The sequence below is a fragment of the Oceanobacillus salinisoli genome (genome assembly GCF_009733865.1).
GTDB classification, from domain to species: domain Bacteria; phylum Bacillota; class Bacilli; order Bacillales; family Amphibacillaceae; genus Oceanobacillus; species Oceanobacillus salinisoli.
This window is the reverse complement of record NZ_WOFB01000039.1, coordinates 1-14,388: the sequence shown is the minus strand read 5'-3', so window position 1 is coordinate 14,388 and position 14,388 is coordinate 1. Positions and strand designations below refer to the sequence as shown.

The 14,388-nt window shown below is 32.1% G+C and carries 20 protein-coding genes and 3 pseudogenes; 2 read left to right on the top strand and 21 right to left on the bottom strand.

From position 1 onward, the window contains the following. Positions 1-266 precede the first annotated feature (266 nt). From GMJ66_RS18935 to GMJ66_RS18890, 10 genes are all read right to left on the bottom strand, one after another. Entirely contained in the window at positions 267-1,241 is a 975-nt protein-coding gene (locus tag GMJ66_RS18935; protein WP_156291884.1) for an HD domain-containing protein, read from the bottom strand. Between the two features lie 265 nt (positions 1,242-1,506). After that, the gene (locus GMJ66_RS18930; RefSeq protein WP_156291883.1) at positions 1,507-1,884 is read right to left on the bottom strand and encodes a hotdog family protein; all 378 of its coding nucleotides are present in this window, start codon (positions 1,882-1,884) and stop codon (positions 1,507-1,509) included. 146 nt (positions 1,885-2,030) lie between these two features. Then, on the bottom strand, positions 2,031-2,483 hold the full coding sequence (locus tag GMJ66_RS18925; RefSeq protein WP_156291882.1) for a GNAT family N-acetyltransferase: 453 nt from the start codon (positions 2,481-2,483) through the stop codon (positions 2,031-2,033). 277 nt (positions 2,484-2,760) lie between these two features. Further along, complete coding sequence (locus GMJ66_RS18920; RefSeq protein WP_156291881.1) at positions 2,761-3,159, bottom strand: GyrI-like domain-containing protein; 399 nt, start codon at positions 3,157-3,159, stop codon at positions 2,761-2,763. 135 nt (positions 3,160-3,294) lie between these two features. Further along, the gene (locus tag GMJ66_RS18915) at positions 3,295-3,678 is read right to left on the bottom strand and encodes a VOC family protein (RefSeq protein WP_156291880.1); all 384 of its coding nucleotides are present in this window, start codon (positions 3,676-3,678) and stop codon (positions 3,295-3,297) included. Positions 3,679-4,630: 952 nt separating this feature from the next. Next, the gene (locus GMJ66_RS18910; RefSeq protein ID WP_156291879.1) at positions 4,631-5,149 is read right to left on the bottom strand and encodes an outer membrane protein assembly factor BamD; all 519 of its coding nucleotides are present in this window, start codon (positions 5,147-5,149) and stop codon (positions 4,631-4,633) included. 327 nt (positions 5,150-5,476) lie between these two features. Next, on the bottom strand, positions 5,477-5,743 hold the full coding sequence (locus GMJ66_RS18905) for a hypothetical protein (RefSeq protein WP_156291878.1): 267 nt from the start codon (positions 5,741-5,743) through the stop codon (positions 5,477-5,479). A gap of 411 nt (positions 5,744-6,154) precedes the next feature. Beyond that, a complete protein-coding gene (locus tag GMJ66_RS18900; RefSeq protein WP_156291877.1) occupies positions 6,155-6,568 on the bottom strand; it encodes a hypothetical protein in 414 nt (137 codons plus the stop codon). Next, positions 6,565-7,434: a permease prefix domain 1-containing protein gene (locus GMJ66_RS18895; protein ID WP_156291876.1), complete on the bottom strand. Its 870-nt coding sequence runs from the start codon at positions 7,432-7,434 to the stop codon at positions 6,565-6,567. Before GMJ66_RS18895 ends, GMJ66_RS18900 begins: the two co-directional genes overlap by 4 nt. After that, a complete protein-coding gene (locus GMJ66_RS18890) occupies positions 7,412-7,759 on the bottom strand; it encodes a PadR family transcriptional regulator (protein ID WP_156291875.1) in 348 nt (115 codons plus the stop codon). The genes GMJ66_RS18895 and GMJ66_RS18890 overlap by 23 nt, the downstream gene beginning before the upstream one ends. Before the next feature lie 351 nt (positions 7,760-8,110). Between GMJ66_RS18890 and GMJ66_RS18885 the strand changes: the two genes are divergently transcribed. Continuing rightward, entirely contained in the window at positions 8,111-8,290 is a 180-nt protein-coding gene (locus GMJ66_RS18885) for a hypothetical protein (protein ID WP_156291874.1), read from the top strand. A gap of 44 nt (positions 8,291-8,334) precedes the next feature. Here GMJ66_RS18885 and GMJ66_RS20825 read toward each other — a convergent pair. The 6 genes and pseudogenes from GMJ66_RS20825 to GMJ66_RS18860 form a co-directional block, all read right to left on the bottom strand. Then, positions 8,335-8,469, bottom strand: a pseudogene (locus GMJ66_RS20825) (glyoxalase); the annotation flags it as partial. A 10-nt stretch (positions 8,470-8,479) separates the two neighbouring features. Next, complete coding sequence (locus tag GMJ66_RS18880) at positions 8,480-8,995, bottom strand: GrpB family protein (RefSeq protein WP_156291873.1); 516 nt, start codon at positions 8,993-8,995, stop codon at positions 8,480-8,482. Positions 8,996-9,322: 327 nt separating this feature from the next. Beyond that, positions 9,323-9,616: a hypothetical protein gene (locus GMJ66_RS18875; RefSeq protein ID WP_156291872.1), complete on the bottom strand. Its 294-nt coding sequence runs from the start codon at positions 9,614-9,616 to the stop codon at positions 9,323-9,325. A gap of 196 nt (positions 9,617-9,812) precedes the next feature. After that, positions 9,813-10,070 (bottom strand): hypothetical protein, encoded by a 258-nt coding sequence (locus tag GMJ66_RS18870; RefSeq protein WP_156291871.1) that lies wholly within the window; start codon positions 10,068-10,070, stop codon positions 9,813-9,815. A 400-nt stretch (positions 10,071-10,470) separates the two neighbouring features. Further along, positions 10,471-10,701, bottom strand: coding sequence for a hypothetical protein (locus GMJ66_RS18865; protein WP_156291870.1), 231 nt, complete (start codon positions 10,699-10,701; stop codon positions 10,471-10,473). 311 nt (positions 10,702-11,012) lie between these two features. Beyond that, positions 11,013-11,285 carry a hypothetical protein gene (locus tag GMJ66_RS18860; RefSeq protein ID WP_156291869.1) on the bottom strand — a complete coding sequence of 91 codons (273 nt, stop codon included), beginning with the start codon at positions 11,283-11,285 and terminating at the stop codon, positions 11,013-11,015. A gap of 615 nt (positions 11,286-11,900) precedes the next feature. On the opposite strand from GMJ66_RS18860, the gene GMJ66_RS18855 reads away from it, so the two are divergent. Then, complete coding sequence (locus tag GMJ66_RS18855; RefSeq protein WP_156291868.1) at positions 11,901-12,056, top strand: hypothetical protein; 156 nt, start codon at positions 11,901-11,903, stop codon at positions 12,054-12,056. Between the two features lie 113 nt (positions 12,057-12,169). Here the strand turns inward: GMJ66_RS18855 and GMJ66_RS18850 are convergent, their stop codons facing one another. From GMJ66_RS18850 to GMJ66_RS20510, 5 genes and pseudogenes are all read right to left on the bottom strand, one after another. Next, positions 12,170-12,499 (bottom strand): hypothetical protein, encoded by a 330-nt coding sequence (locus GMJ66_RS18850; RefSeq protein ID WP_156291867.1) that lies wholly within the window; start codon positions 12,497-12,499, stop codon positions 12,170-12,172. Positions 12,500-12,619: 120 nt separating this feature from the next. After that, positions 12,620-12,841 (bottom strand): hypothetical protein, encoded by a 222-nt coding sequence (locus GMJ66_RS18845; RefSeq protein WP_156291866.1) that lies wholly within the window; start codon positions 12,839-12,841, stop codon positions 12,620-12,622. Positions 12,842-13,092: 251 nt separating this feature from the next. Continuing rightward, a pseudogene (locus tag GMJ66_RS21260) lies at positions 13,093-13,328 on the bottom strand (LysE family translocator); the annotation flags it as partial. 178 nt (positions 13,329-13,506) lie between these two features. Beyond that, positions 13,507-13,815: a hypothetical protein gene (locus tag GMJ66_RS18840; protein WP_156291865.1), complete on the bottom strand. Its 309-nt coding sequence runs from the start codon at positions 13,813-13,815 to the stop codon at positions 13,507-13,509. Positions 13,816-14,123: 308 nt separating this feature from the next. Further along, positions 14,124-14,388 (bottom strand): annotated as a pseudogene (locus GMJ66_RS20510) (MBL fold metallo-hydrolase); the annotation flags it as partial.

The window sequence follows — 14,388 nt, the reverse complement described above, 5'->3', positions numbered from 1 at the left end:
TTTATTAATTCGGTTTAAACTAGCAATTTGTGTTTACTCCTTTCTAAGAAAATTTTTCGATGAATATCCTAATCTTAGGATAACAACATCCTAACATTAGGATATGGGATTGTCAAATCATAATCATTTCATAATAGCAATATCTACCTAATTTACTCGGTTTATTTTCTAGATGAATCCAAGCCATATTTCCAAACATTGCTTCTTGTATCGGCAAAAACAACATTCTTACCCGAGTACATTTTTAGGACTTTAATTACATTCCTCTAGTCGGAAATTCTGACATACATCCCTCTTTCCGCTTTTTCACAGGCCTCTTTCCCCATCATTCTTACTCTTTCGGATACTTCCGAAGCTGGTATTAATTTATAATCCTTAATAATAGAAGGATCTATTATGCGAAGTTTGTTTTTTCTATGTAAATCGTAATTTTCTCTATCCTCTTTCACTTGCACATTCGGATTAATTTTTTCTAATAAACGGGTTAATTCCTTATCCTCTGATGACTTTATTTTAGTAATTAGTTCGTTATCTTTACCAAGAAAATCATTAGGGTTTAATATATTTTTTTCAAATGACAGTTTCAGAGCCTTAGCCAACATATCATTACCATACATATTTAACGGGTCCATAAAAAAGTCTATAACTTCTTGGTAATACACTTGGACAAACCATTCAGCCATTTCAATGTTTTGAAGATACATTTTCCCATCTACAGCGATTAATTTATTCAAAAAACGATAAACCTCTTCTAACGAGATGTGTCCATACACATACATATCACGGAGAGTATAATCTACCCTATCCGCACATAATTCTGGTGCTGGCTGTTCCAACAATGTCCATTTTGTATCATCAAGCAATACATCCTCGTAATTGTAACCATATTTAGCCAAAATAGTTGGGATTTCGGAGTTTTCAATAACAGAGCTATATATTTTCTCATGATAGTCTTCTTCTTTATTTTCAAAAACGAAATCAATGACATGAGAAAAAGCTGTGTGAGAAACATCATGTAATAATCCTGCAATTTGCTCTTTTACTGAGCCACCAAGCTTTTTTATTAATAGCATGACGCCTATTGAGTGGTCAATACGGGTTACATTCCATTTTTCATTAACCAAGTAACTTGCCCCACCCTGATGAATTCCCTTTAATCTTTGAACTGGCTCACTCAAAATTAATTCCTCTATTACTCTATCTACCTCAAATTCCCCGTAAATTTCGTCATGTATAACCATTATGTCCCCCTTTTTTGCATATCATGAGTCTTGTAATCATAGCTGTACCTTCTTCCACTCTAGCAGCAAATAGTAAGTAATCCCACACAAATAAGCATTTTTACTCCTAAACTGAGTGAGTTTTCCCTTAATAGTAGAGGACCAAATAACATTTCGATTAATCCCAATTATAAGACAAGATATGAAAACCCATATCATTGAACCCCCTTACAATTTCATACATTTGGGTCAGACTCCAAATCCAAGCATTTAAAAGAAGATAAGTTTATAATATTACTCCCGCAAAGCTTCCTTTCAATACTTGTTTCTCATTCTGATTTGTGCATAAGAAAGATGCCAAAATGGAAATTCTATTATTCTCCTGCTTTTCATACTTTTCGATTGTTACTTCACAACGTATCGTATCTCCTGTAAACACAGGGCTCAAAAACTCAAAATTCATTGTACGAGCGAGTACATTGTAATCACCACCAATTTTTGTAGGTAATGTAGCAGTTAATAGTCCTTGAACGACAAGTCTTCCTAGATGATCAGGATTTATATGGTGATCCCCCTCATCCATTGATAACTTTGTAAACATCTCTACATCCTTTTTTGTGAAAGTACGTTCAAATCGAATATTATCCCCAACTTGCAAACTCAAAATCCAACTCCCCCTTAATTCGATAGTTTAATAGTAAAAATTTTTTTCACTACCTACCTTTCTTATTATGTAAAATGCATAGAGTGCCAATCTTTCGGCTTGATATTCTTATCCAACCATTCCTTTGAAGAGAATTCACATTTCAACTATAAATCTTGTGATAAACGAACCATATCTCTGCACTGAATACCGTTCTCAAAAATTTCTTCTGGATAATGCTTAACAAAAAAGTCTATATCAACACCTATTATTCTAAAACCACATTTTTGATAAAGAGCAAGTTGACCTATACTTGAATTTCCAGTTCCTGTTTCCATTGTTTTATAGCCTTTTGTCTTAGCTACCTTAATTGCATCCATTACCAACTGTTTTCCTATACCTCTACCATGTTGCTCTTCTACGACTGCAACATTAACCAGTTCCACTGTCTCTGGTCTTGTTGGAAGTAAAACGTAAACACCAATAATTTTCTGTTCAAATTCAGCTATAAAACATTCACCCCTATTGACATATTCCTCAACAATATCCTTGGAAGGGTCAGCCAACAACAACAATTTCATTGGTAGTGTATCGTCTTTATTAATTTTCCTAATATCCATTTTATTTACCTAGGTAACCTCCAATTTCTTTATTACATATTATCTTTTTCTTAAAGTGCGTGTTCAACATCCTCTTAAATAAGTTCTTAATGAACAGACGACAAAAATATAAAAAAGTTGCAGTCAAAATATAACTCTACCGTCACCAATTCAATTTATTTCGTATTTGTAAATGAAGAAGGGCATACACAAAAGTATAACCCAAAGTAATCTCCTTATATAGCAGCAGACACCAACTTTTAACCAGAGGGACGAAGAATTTAGCAGGGGAGACCAATTATTTTACGGCTATGTAGATTTCAATTTCTCCAGTAGGGTAGTATTTTTCGAAATCCATGGAATAAGCTCTCTCTAATGTACCTGCTTCTTCTTGATCCCATATTTTTCTCCAAGCATTAAATATGCCTTGTTCTTCAGATGTATTCACATTAAAGATTAAGTATTTCTCGTTTTTCGGTATCTCTAGAAAAGAATTACTATTATTATCCTCCATACCGATACTTAATGAATAATCACCTTTATAGTCACTCTCATAATTATGATATACACCATACGTAATATTTTCATTTTTAGTTAAATGTTTAGAAGCCTCTTTCCACATTTCTGTGATTTTTTGTCCTACAAGCTCATCATTAAAATTATTCGTTCTTATGCTACTTATGATTGATAATTTCAACATTCTCACCCTTTCAATATATAAGTTCAAATCCAATAACGACTAACAGTTTTGATTAACCTAATCGTTTAGAACAATAGGAGTAGTCTAATCGATAATACCGTCTTTCGTTAAACGGCAGTTTGCACAGCAACGTTAGTCATTTGCCGTTGCAGAGGTAATTCTTAGATAATATCCATCTGGGTCCATTATTCTAAAATCCTTCAATCCCCAAGGTCTTCTTGTCAATCTAGCCTGGATTGGATACTCTTTTGCAAGTACTTTGTTATAAACAGCTTTTACATCTTCCACTTCTAAGACTATTTCAACTCCTAAACCAATTTGTTGACCATCAGGAGCTTTAAGTGGGTGACTTTCAGGCAAATTTTTCATTTCCCCTAAGCCTATAACCACCTCATCATTTCTAACAGATATGTAACTTTTATTAGTATCCTTTGGCAAACTAAAACCTAACACATTACTATAAAACTCCATTGACTTTTCTATATCTTTTACGAACAATTCCATTCTCAGTTCCATTTTCTTCTCCTCTTAAACGGCTACCTCTGCTGCTTAAGCGTAAATAGCTCTAGTTTTTTATTCACTCTTCTGCTTGTATTAGTTCAGCAACCCCTCCCACTTTAATACTAACATAATATTCCAAAAACATTATTTTATTTTTTTAAATAGAAAAAGGCGATCACTAATGATCACCTTCTTTAAACACTTGCCCCCAATAATTGAAAATGCAAGTAATATTTTATTCCAAATAGATGTTTGATATCATTTAACTATTGGTTTTTGTCATGTCAAACTCAATTTAAGCATTACCTTTTGTTTCTAATTTTGTTAACGAAAATAGTTATGTAAAAAGCAGCTATCATTAAAACAAATGTTATTGAAAAAATATATTTATAATCAAATTCGTGCTTGATAAACATATCATTCAATACCACAAAAAATGCATAAGCAAGAAAGACGGTAAAAAAGAATTGCGATATGCTATTTGCTTTACGTTATTTGATTGTTTACTATTGCTTTGCAATCTGTCTCACCCCCATAATTAAATTTTCTATAACTATCTTCCTGGACTTCTTGTTTTTCCTGCCCTTATAGTGGATAGAGACAACCGATTATTACTAAAACGTATAAAAAAGGAGCTATCTTATCTATTACACGTGTCTTAATAATATTTTTCTTGTTGTACCACATTATTTTGATTGTATCCACAATCAAAATATCGTTAACAAAGGCACAAAGAAAACGATATTGACCTGTTTAAAATCAGGAAGGCTAATCCCTATAATAATTGCTACCATTAAAACTATAATGAGAAACAAAAATTTAATACCTTTATACTTATTTTTGTTAAACAGCATCTCATGTAAAGGGCAGTTTAGCGGAATAAAGGAGTGACTATTTGAAAATAAAGGGAAAAAACCAATAAAAAAACTATTCTCCTTCTTCAAGAATAGCACCAATTATCTTAATATTAAATACCATCATTCTCTACCTCTTTTTCGATATCAAAATTCATTTTCCCATCTCGATTCTTCGCATAGGGGTCATCTCTTTCGCCAATCAATAACTTCCCATCATAAATATCTGCAACTTCAGTCCATTCAAATTCCTGCCCATTCAGTTCTACTTGAAGTTTTATCTGATGCCAAAATGTGTGTCCGTCTGCATATTCAACTTCACCAATTTCAAAGTCGTTTATTTTATAATTTTGTTCTTCCAATACTTCAATTTTCTTTAAGTAGAACTCTTTTGCTTCTTCATTTGATAATGTTGTTCCTGCTGATAATTTACTTTCTTCAGTTTTAGTATCATAATCATAGAGGTGTAATTGCTCAAACGCTTCTTCATAATCTTCATCTATAATAGCTTGATAATAATCTTTGATCATACCTTCTGCTTTCTGTTCTTTAATTTGTTTTTCAATAAAACTACACCCTGTTAACATAATGCTCAATGTAAAAGTTAACATAATTAGAATTGGTTTCTTCATGTAATCCCCCTAAATTTTCTCATCTTTTGTACTCACTTTATCTTCTTGAGTGCATATTGCAACAGCATCACCTTTATTAACAACATCCAATTCCTGATAAATTAGACTGTATGGACTACTATTCTCTTTCATTTCCTCATTAAACATACTGTTCAAATGATTGTTGGTTATTTGTACATCCTGTTAAGAAAACTACAAACACAAAAATCAATGGAAATTCTGACTTTTTCACTTCAATCCCCTATCCCTTAAATTGAATTATTAAATAATCCTGCCCCGTTAGAAAAAAGCGTCTCCAATATTTTAACGCACTTCGTAGTTTTAGTATCATTCTAAAGGAATCTTTTCGGTGATTTCTCCGTCTCCATACGTCCAAACTCTATATTTTTCACCATCAATAACAACTTCTAATGAATATTCTAAAAACCATTCTCCCCATCCACCAAGGTTATTTATTGATTCTACTTTTGATATTTCAGGGTTGTGTTCTTTAACGTTTGCTTTAACGTTATGAAGTTTACCTTGTACAAAGGCAAAAACAAAGAATAAAAAAGTGACAATGCTAAGAAAGATAATTATAATAGCTTTTTTCAAATAAAACAGCTCCCTGATTTATATCTACTTTATTCATTATAATGACTTACTCCTAAACTATCCTACGTCTATATAAAATTGAAGTTACCTAAGCAACAACCCCTTATTTCATCTTCATACCATTTACTTTAAGCATATGGTCACTTCATAAATTTTCTATCCTATTAATTTTCAGTTTTTTAATGTTCCTAGTCATTTAAATTTCCATTATGATTTGTAATCCCGATATTTTAATGGTAACTTAAAAATCCAATAATATTATTGGATTTTTAAGCAAGAAAAAGACAATCACTTTGTAATCGCCTTATTAATATCTTTCCCCCATTAATCCAAAAACAATGTTTTAAAAACTTTTGTTATTGCCTAAAACGAAAAAATGTGTAAGTGAGCTTCTATAAAATATTCACTTTTTTATGGATTCGTTTTGGTAAAACCAAACGGAGGAGACACTTCCTTTTCTAATTTAAGAATATAAGGGGTAAAAGTGCCATATGTTCCATTGATTATTACATTTTTTCCTTTATCCTTGTTTGGCTGCAAACTATATTTCACATCATAGCCTTCCATTAGAGTATCTCTACCAACAAATTCCACAGCGACTTGTTCATCTGGCTCGGTTAAAATAAATGCGTAAGAGTGATCTTTGTGTGAAAACATTCCTGTTCCACCTGGACCCATGAGACGAAAATCTTCCTTATACTCTTCTGGTATATGGTCATAACTAACCATTTCATATGCTATCTCTCTATTGCCAAAATCTATAAAAAATAAAGCAACAGTTGTGATTATAATAAATGGAAGGGCACTCTTTTTCATTCGATTCAATTTTCCCCCTCCCTTGTTTTTGCAACCAATCGATGGATCGTTTCTTTCCATTGAATGAATTGTTGATTGGAGATCATTTCCTGTAAAAAGGTATACAAAAGAATAACATTCATAGATATAACAGCCCACTCAGCACTGGTCTGAAATTTAGCAATAACTAAAGCAACTAAAAGCATCGCCCAGTAATGAAACGTAGCATTACACATTCGCTTCCACACAGATACATAATTGTTACCACTGACCAATTGAGCCAACAAAATGAAATACCAGAACATATGTAATGTAGGGTATTCATAGAGTCCGTTAATTCCTGCTAAACGATTCCAATCTAAGCTGAAGATTTCACTCAGGTAAAGCTCTAATGTCAACGGTGTGCCATACATTTGAGAAAGGAACTGCAAGAATATTACGTATATAGGAATGAATCCGATAATGGAAAACATCCAAAAGGTTTGTTTTTTTATAATAAAACGATGGATAAAATAAGCGACTACTAAAGCTTGAATTGGTGCAACAATAAAGTATGGTTGAAAATACGCTCCAATTAATAGCCCTGGTCCGATAACACTTGCAACTATGCAAATAATCCCGATGAGCACCTCTTTAAATAAATGATTTTTCATGGAACTTGGGTAAGTCTGATTTACTTCTTCCTTTAACATTTCAACTGGTCCAAATTGTTCAATCACAATTTGAATTGCTTCTTGTTCATCTACATCGTCCCTGCGAAGTGAATCATAATGATCATAGAGATGCTGCTTCCATTCTTCCTCTAGTTCCTTCTTTTCTATTTCGTCTAGGTGTAATTCTTTAGTCATTTTTTTGATATAGCTATCAAACTCTTTAATCGATACTTGTTTTGACATTGACGTCACCTACAATCCGATGCATGACTTTTTGAAATAGACCCCACTCCTGTTTTTGATCAGATAGTGACTTTTTTCCTGCAGTAGTAATTCGGTAATATTTCCGGCGTGGTCCATCACTAGATTTTTGCCAATAACTCTCTACAAAACCAGCTAACTCCAGTCGTTTTAAAGCCGGGTATAACGTTCCTTCCTTATAACTCAAATACCCTTCACTTACCTGGTGAACTTTCTCAGTGATTTCATAGCCGTACATTTCTTTTTCCAAAAGTAACGATAACAGAATAATACTCGTACTCCCTTTTAACAATTCAGCCTTTCTCATTTGGTGTATCCTCCTTCACTATATCGCAATACTACTTACTGTATATCGTAATACTATATAGTGAATAAATCAACAATTATTTCAAAAAATCAGATATAATTGTATGGTTTTAGGTCACTTGAATTATCAAAGGTATAACTGGGTTACACCGCTTCTTCTATACAGTGGTTTTATAGCTAACTTTATTAATACAAGAAGAACTAGATTTGGCATGTTATGAATCTTCCTACCAATGAAGTTTGAATGGTTCCCATTTTTTGAAGACGATCTTAGGCTGTTAGTCCATCAAGACAATGCTCTTGTAATTAAGGAAACTGTAAAATGGGGTGATTTAAAAGATGAAAAAACATCATGTTACGGGAAAGTGGTTACCTTATACGACATGTTCTACCACTTGTCGATCCTGGGGTACATTGGGAAATTGGTACTGCCTGGCCAAAAGACAGCCCTGTTTCCCTTCCCACCCAAAAAGCAGGAGCAATCACAATTACACCTCGTGTTGTTTTCCAAGTAAAGGGCACCTGCTCGTAGTATACTTTTAAGTGTGTTGCTTATCATCTATTTTTATGCAGTAGTTAAATTTCCTCCTTCTCTACCCTATTTCCAAAAGGATCTCTAAACTCAAATCGTTCAAAATTCGGTATTGGTATGGAGTCAAATATTTTAACATCATTTTGTTCTCAAACATTTCTCCAATAAGATATATTTTCAAAGTTATTCTTAATTTCCTTTAAACCACTTCAATGCTTTTAACTCTATTTCTTTAACAAGATGTTCCTTACCATTTATGTAAGATGTAATATCATATGGAAATTGTCTTGCCAACTTGTCTTTTAATTCTCCATAATTCTTCTTTTCCACTGATTGTTCTCTCAAATAATCCCGAAAAGCTAAATGCCGCTTTATTTCATTACTTCCAACCTGGTAAATGTGGACGTGATGGGAGCGATTGTCACCGCCTTTTTGAAAGTATCTTCGTTCAGGTATTCCATTCTCACCTTTAGAATCGTATCCAAGGTCCTCCATTTTCTGATTGTATTTGTCGACGAGGCCAATGTCCTTAACGACAGGCATAATGTCTATGATTGGTTTAGCTTTTAGACCTGGAACTGATGTACTCCCAATATGATGAATATTTACAATTTGATCTCCAAAAATGGATTTAAGTTTTTCAGCTTCTTCCGCAAACATTAAAGACCATTTTTCATTATATGAAAATACTTCGACCTTTCTCAAATTACAACAACCTTTCTTTCAAGGTAATCCCACATTCAGTTAATTTCTTTCTCACAAAACTGCTCCTTTCATGAAATTGGTGGTTTTTTAACCGATTATTTCAGTTGGAAGATCTCTTTAATGGAGATTGGAATCATTAGTTGGATAAGTAAATTGGTTACTCACGATAAGGCTCAAGCAGCTTCTTATATTTATTTTTCTATTATTCAGTGGGAAGTATTTTAGGAACAATTACTGGTACATTCTATAAACATTTTAATTACTTATTAGTCGACAAGGAAAGGCGATGCCTTGTTCAAGTAACCACCCGTTTGTAGAAAAACTAGTCTATTGAGGTTTTACATTTTCAGAAAAAGGCATTTTTGTAATTATAATAGGATCACTTAAATTTACATTTGGAAGTTGTTGTGGTTCACTTTTGCTGGGCATCGATTGAACACTTTTTGCCTCTGGTGGTAATGGTTCATCAACAGAATCCATAATAATAACCTTCTGTTCATACTGTCCATTTTCTGTAGCAGATTTTTCCTCCATTTGTTCTTTATCTCGTGATTCTTGTGTGTTATTACAACCAAATAATACAAAACTTAAAGTTACAAAAATGATAGAAAACTTTTTCATTCATAATCCCCCTAAAATTATTTTATAATATAGACGAATTTGCACCATCAATGGTTTCAATTAGGTGAATTTTAGGGTGAGACCTCAAACTTCTTATAATCCCCCTGGAACAATTTTTGCTTATTGTAGTAATCTGCACTAGCACAAGTAGCAACTGACCATATTGAAGAATAAATCAACCATAAGTAATATAACGTTAGTCCAATTTATTCTCGCTGCTCTTTCTTGATTGATACTCTTCGTACTCAGCCCATATAATATATGTCACACCTATGATAAAGGTGAAGATACTAAAATTACTTAATGTTCCCCCTACGTAACTCAACATATTATTAAATAATTGACTATTCCAACTTACTACACCTGACCCAAAGATTGCAGCCGAAACATATTTTCCGGTTATCAGAAATGCAGAAATTCCAATAAAAGCTATTCCTGCTCCTCTTTTTCTCATTATCTTTTCCACTCCCTTGTTACACCGCCGTAAATGAACAAAATACAAAGTTTAAAATCTATTTTATAGAAGACTAACAATAATTATGGAAGATCCAACATAAAAAATAATTCTTGTTGAATTTTACACCCGTTAGTGAAAAAAGCGATACCTGTTATTCACTTAGTTCTATCCCCATTATTTCTTATAAATTATCTTCTAAATAACTGAAGCAAATTTTTCTTCAGTAATCAGTATTTGCTTTATGTTATTTTTGAGTCTAAAACCAGATGAAAGTTATGCTAAAACTGAGGATAAACTTTTAAAAGGCTACGCTACAACTGAAGATATTATATTACAGATAATTAAAGAATCGCCCCGTTAATTCAAGTGTATTCCAATACAATTTTTGATTTCATTTTCATTGTCGCCTTAAAGATAAAATCAAACTAACGATAATTCCTGCAATAAACGCTATTATAACTTTTATAAGAAATTTATAAAGGAGACCTCCAATTACATATCCTTTTAACTTTTGAAATAATGTTGCTTCTGGAATCCAGTCAATCACGTAGCCTATCCCTAATATTGCAGGTAAACTTATTAGTACATAAATAGATATAGATATAATTAAAAAATTTTTTAATCCCATTAGCTCCTCCCTATGAATTAAAGATATGTACCAGTTAGCTCCATAAAGTTTTTTATGAATATTTTTGTAATGTGTATTTGGCTCCAGATGTTCTAATTAATTTAGATACTCCCTCAGGATAATAAGGCATTAATCTATCGGCCTCCTCCAAATCTGCCCATTCAACTTTAAGAATATTTTCCTCTGTAGGAATTTCTTTTTATGGCATTGAAGTTACTACCAAATGTATTAAACCTGTTACTATAAGTAAAGAGACCATAAAGTAACACAAGTTCTTATTGAACAACCAATCCCTATAGTTTAATAATTTATTATTTGTTCCTATCTCTTTCTCTTTCAAAGTCAATTTCATAAGTTTCTGCTTGCTCGAGAGGGTCAATAGAATTATCATTACTAAACCGACCAAAGTGTCTATCGGGATGACCTAACATGTAAGAGTATTTTTGTAGACGAATTTGCCTGATAATAAATGATACGAAAACACCGCCCATTGATATAAATAATCCAGTTTTGTAATTTAAAAATAAAGAAAGAAACAACAGAATTGCTGACGGAACTGCAATCAGCAATTGAATTTTTTTCATTCAGTCTAACTCCTTTCGTAAGATAACTTGCTAAAATAAAATCCCCCATATTATAAATTACGTTTTACTTTAAAGTTAGTTTCATAGTAAATTCTTTCTTAAACTCTTTTGCCCGTTGAAGTACGTTATTACACAATCTGATCCCCACGACCCATTTACCGTTGAAAAACAACTATATAGCTAAGGGAAGAGCTATAAAGCAGGGAGATACTAACAACACAAAAATCCTGATCCATTACCTGGACATAGATAACTTTCTTTTATCTCCTTATTTCTTCTGGCTTCTTCAAAGTTCACATTTTGCCCGTATTGCACAAAAACAGTACAAGCTCTATCAATATTATTTGGAACGGGAGTGTAACAATGGATTGTTTAATAAAATATTAAATAGTATTTTTTTCCATTTATTTCTCCATGACTTGATTATACTAATATCTCACTTATTCTCTCAGAATCAAACAACCTCATTTTTTTCAGCTGTTATTAGCAATTTGAGACGTATATATTTCTGATTATTTATGGAGGTGATTATTTTGAAAACAATGCACAGAAAAACATTTTGGCAAGGGAGAACTTCGCCTAGGTTGGTCATCATGGAATGTGGAAGAACAATCAGTGAAATGGGCATATCCTGATAAGCGGGGAGGTACATCAATTCGAAGCCCAGAGGTACCACTAGATGTCTTGGTGGAACTCCTTATTTTTGCCAATAATGAAGACATTCTAAGTAAAGAACAAGTACGAAAAGTCCGAGATACCTTTATTAGGTAATGGTTTGAAAAATACACAAATAAGCAAATAGCCTAATTCATGAGGAGTTAGGCTATTGCTTCTCAACTAATGCTACCCTTTCGCTTGATAAGATTTATAAAAAATTATATCTGTTAATTTTCTTTTATCTTATTGTAAATCATAAATAAAACATAAATTAAAATTCCAATGCTTAGTACAGATAGAAAGTAATTTATTACTAAAAACTTATCAGGTATAACCTTAATAGGATTATATAGAATATCTGATAAATCTTTAGTTTCTAACGTACCATGAGAAACAATTATATCCACTTCTTGTTCAATAAAATGAAATGGAAACCCAAACTCATACCTGTATGTGTTTTGAGATAGATTAGTTGGTATATCAGGTATAATTATTGGAGTTATAGATACTAAAAGAATACTGATAAATATAATAAACAGAGTTTGTTTTTTCATCACTACTTTTCCTCTTTCTATTCACACCCTTTAATGCAATATTTAGTTCACTAACCTACCCAGGTACCATGAGTTAAACATGCTTAATTTTTCTCGGATTATTACCCACGTTACTTCAATAAGTTAGTTTTTTTCTTCTAAATATTCTTTATATTCTTTTTGAACTTTATTTTCCTTGGGTGATATATTTGAAATCCTTTTATGAATATCATTTAGTAAATACAATCCTCTAAAAATACAACCTACTACAATTCCAAAAGCTACAATACCACCAATAAGTGGTCCCATCATGAATAATATGTATCCTAAGGCAGCACTTAAAATAATTGTTAAAAGTAAATCCATAAGATCCCTCCAAATTTTGCTTGAAAACTATTTAATTAATTGGCAACCACGTATCAAACTGGGTTCATTGTGTTGAATTTGTGCTTCTAATTTATCTAATACATTTGCTAATTTTCACAGATTAGTTGTTCCATAGTTTAGCACCTGCCAACTTTAAATTCAAAGTCCTTAAAAGCCTCTTATTCTAGATTACTCCCAATTAAATAGATCTGTGTTAATTCAGTTAACGTTAACTCGTTGTATTAAGCCCCCGTTAGCACTAATAAAGCTGAGGTTGTAAGAATGACAGATAAACCAACAGCAGCCATAAAGGTATGGACTATAATGCCCCTGAGGAAATGCCAAGGACAGAATAAATTCCCGCCTTCTTGCCTTGAGATACACTTCTATTAACAATATACATTGTATCTGTCCCTGGGGTAATATTCGTTAGTAATGATGTTAATAAAAAAGCCCGAAACTTGTTATTCCAACCAAAAACATACACTCCAGTTGATTTTAATCATACTTATTGAATATTCCTGCTCACTTACTTCAATAACTCTAAAACTTAACACTAACATATTTTCCCAAAAATATTTGTATAAAAAAAGAACAAGAAGATCAATTTTGATGATCATCTTGTTCAATTCTTGCACCCGTTAATGAAATATTAATTAAAGGTTTTATTGTTGTATCCATTTCTTTCGTTTTAAAAATAAAATTGTGATTAAAACAGCTTCACCCACTACTAATAAAACTACACCTAAAACCAGGCCTCCAAAGAACAGAAATTCATTTACACCCCAAGAAAAAAAAAACCAACCTATTATTGCGAATATACCTAATGCTAAGTTAATTGTTCCTGCAATTAGAACTTGCGGTAAAAAAAGCCTTGTCTTTCTAATCATAGTCGAACCATATTTAAAACTTACAAAAGCAGCAACAATCATAAAAATAACATATATAGTTATACCAATATCTATCTCATTCATATAATTTACTCCTTTATATAAATTTTACCATATCAACCTATAATCCTTATTAAAGATTACTGCCCTTTAGTTGAATAAACTATCTTAATATTAACATTAACTTCCATTTACTCATCTGAATTATTTAAATTAATAATTTCATTCTAGCATTTCGAAATGATGTATTTAGAAATTCTTTCGGAGTGAGTGAAAATCTTATTATCCAATGCTGCAAAAACTTACGAGACAGACAAGAGAATTGAGGGATTCTCGGTACAAGAAGCATTTTCTTTGTTGAACAAACGCACCCGATAGTGGAAAAAGCTAATTTAAAATTGAACACTAAATCCGTTAAATTTATGAACACCAGTTCCAAACTTTACAAGATCTTGTTCTCTTAACTTGTCAACTGCACTTTTTACTTCATGTAATATATCCGGAGTTAGACCTATAGTATTATGCCCTCCATAAATCATTGTTACATTAGATATATTTGATATTTTTTCTAACGATTTTACTAAATCCACTGGGCTGGTTGTTGGAAAAAAAGCATATATAGGAGTTTCATCGTAAAACAAATCTCCAGTAAATAAA

Coding starts and splice junctions, on each gene's coding strand:
- GMJ66_RS18845 (WP_156291866.1), bottom strand. CDS start 12,841: ATGGATTTACTTTTAACAATTATTTTAAGTGCTGCCTTAGGATACATA.
- GMJ66_RS18910 (WP_156291879.1), bottom strand. CDS start 5,149: ATGAAGAAACCAATTCTAATTATGTTAACTTTTACATTGAGCATTATG.
- GMJ66_RS18895 (WP_156291876.1), bottom strand. CDS start 7,434: ATGTCAAAACAAGTATCGATTAAAGAGTTTGATAGCTATATCAAAAAA.
- GMJ66_RS18915 (WP_156291880.1), bottom strand. CDS start 3,678: ATGGAACTGAGAATGGAATTGTTCGTAAAAGATATAGAAAAGTCAATG.
- GMJ66_RS18925 (WP_156291882.1), bottom strand. CDS start 2,483: ATGGATATTAGGAAAATTAATAAAGACGATACACTACCAATGAAATTG.
- GMJ66_RS18885 (WP_156291874.1), top strand. CDS start 8,111: ATGTTACGGGAAAGTGGTTACCTTATACGACATGTTCTACCACTTGTC.
- GMJ66_RS18935 (WP_156291884.1), bottom strand. CDS start 1,241: ATGGTTATACATGACGAAATTTACGGGGAATTTGAGGTAGATAGAGTA.
- GMJ66_RS18865 (WP_156291870.1), bottom strand. CDS start 10,701: ATGGGATTAAAAAATTTTTTAATTATATCTATATCTATTTATGTACTA.
- GMJ66_RS18875 (WP_156291872.1), bottom strand. CDS start 9,616: ATGAAAAAGTTTTCTATCATTTTTGTAACTTTAAGTTTTGTATTATTT.
- GMJ66_RS18840 (WP_156291865.1), bottom strand. CDS start 13,815: ATGAATGAGATAGATATTGGTATAACTATATATGTTATTTTTATGATT.
- GMJ66_RS18890 (WP_156291875.1), bottom strand. CDS start 7,759: ATGAGAAAGGCTGAATTGTTAAAAGGGAGTACGAGTATTATTCTGTTA.
- GMJ66_RS18870 (WP_156291871.1), bottom strand. CDS start 10,070: ATGAGAAAAAGAGGAGCAGGAATAGCTTTTATTGGAATTTCTGCATTT.
- GMJ66_RS18860 (WP_156291869.1), bottom strand. CDS start 11,285: ATGAAAAAAATTCAATTGCTGATTGCAGTTCCGTCAGCAATTCTGTTG.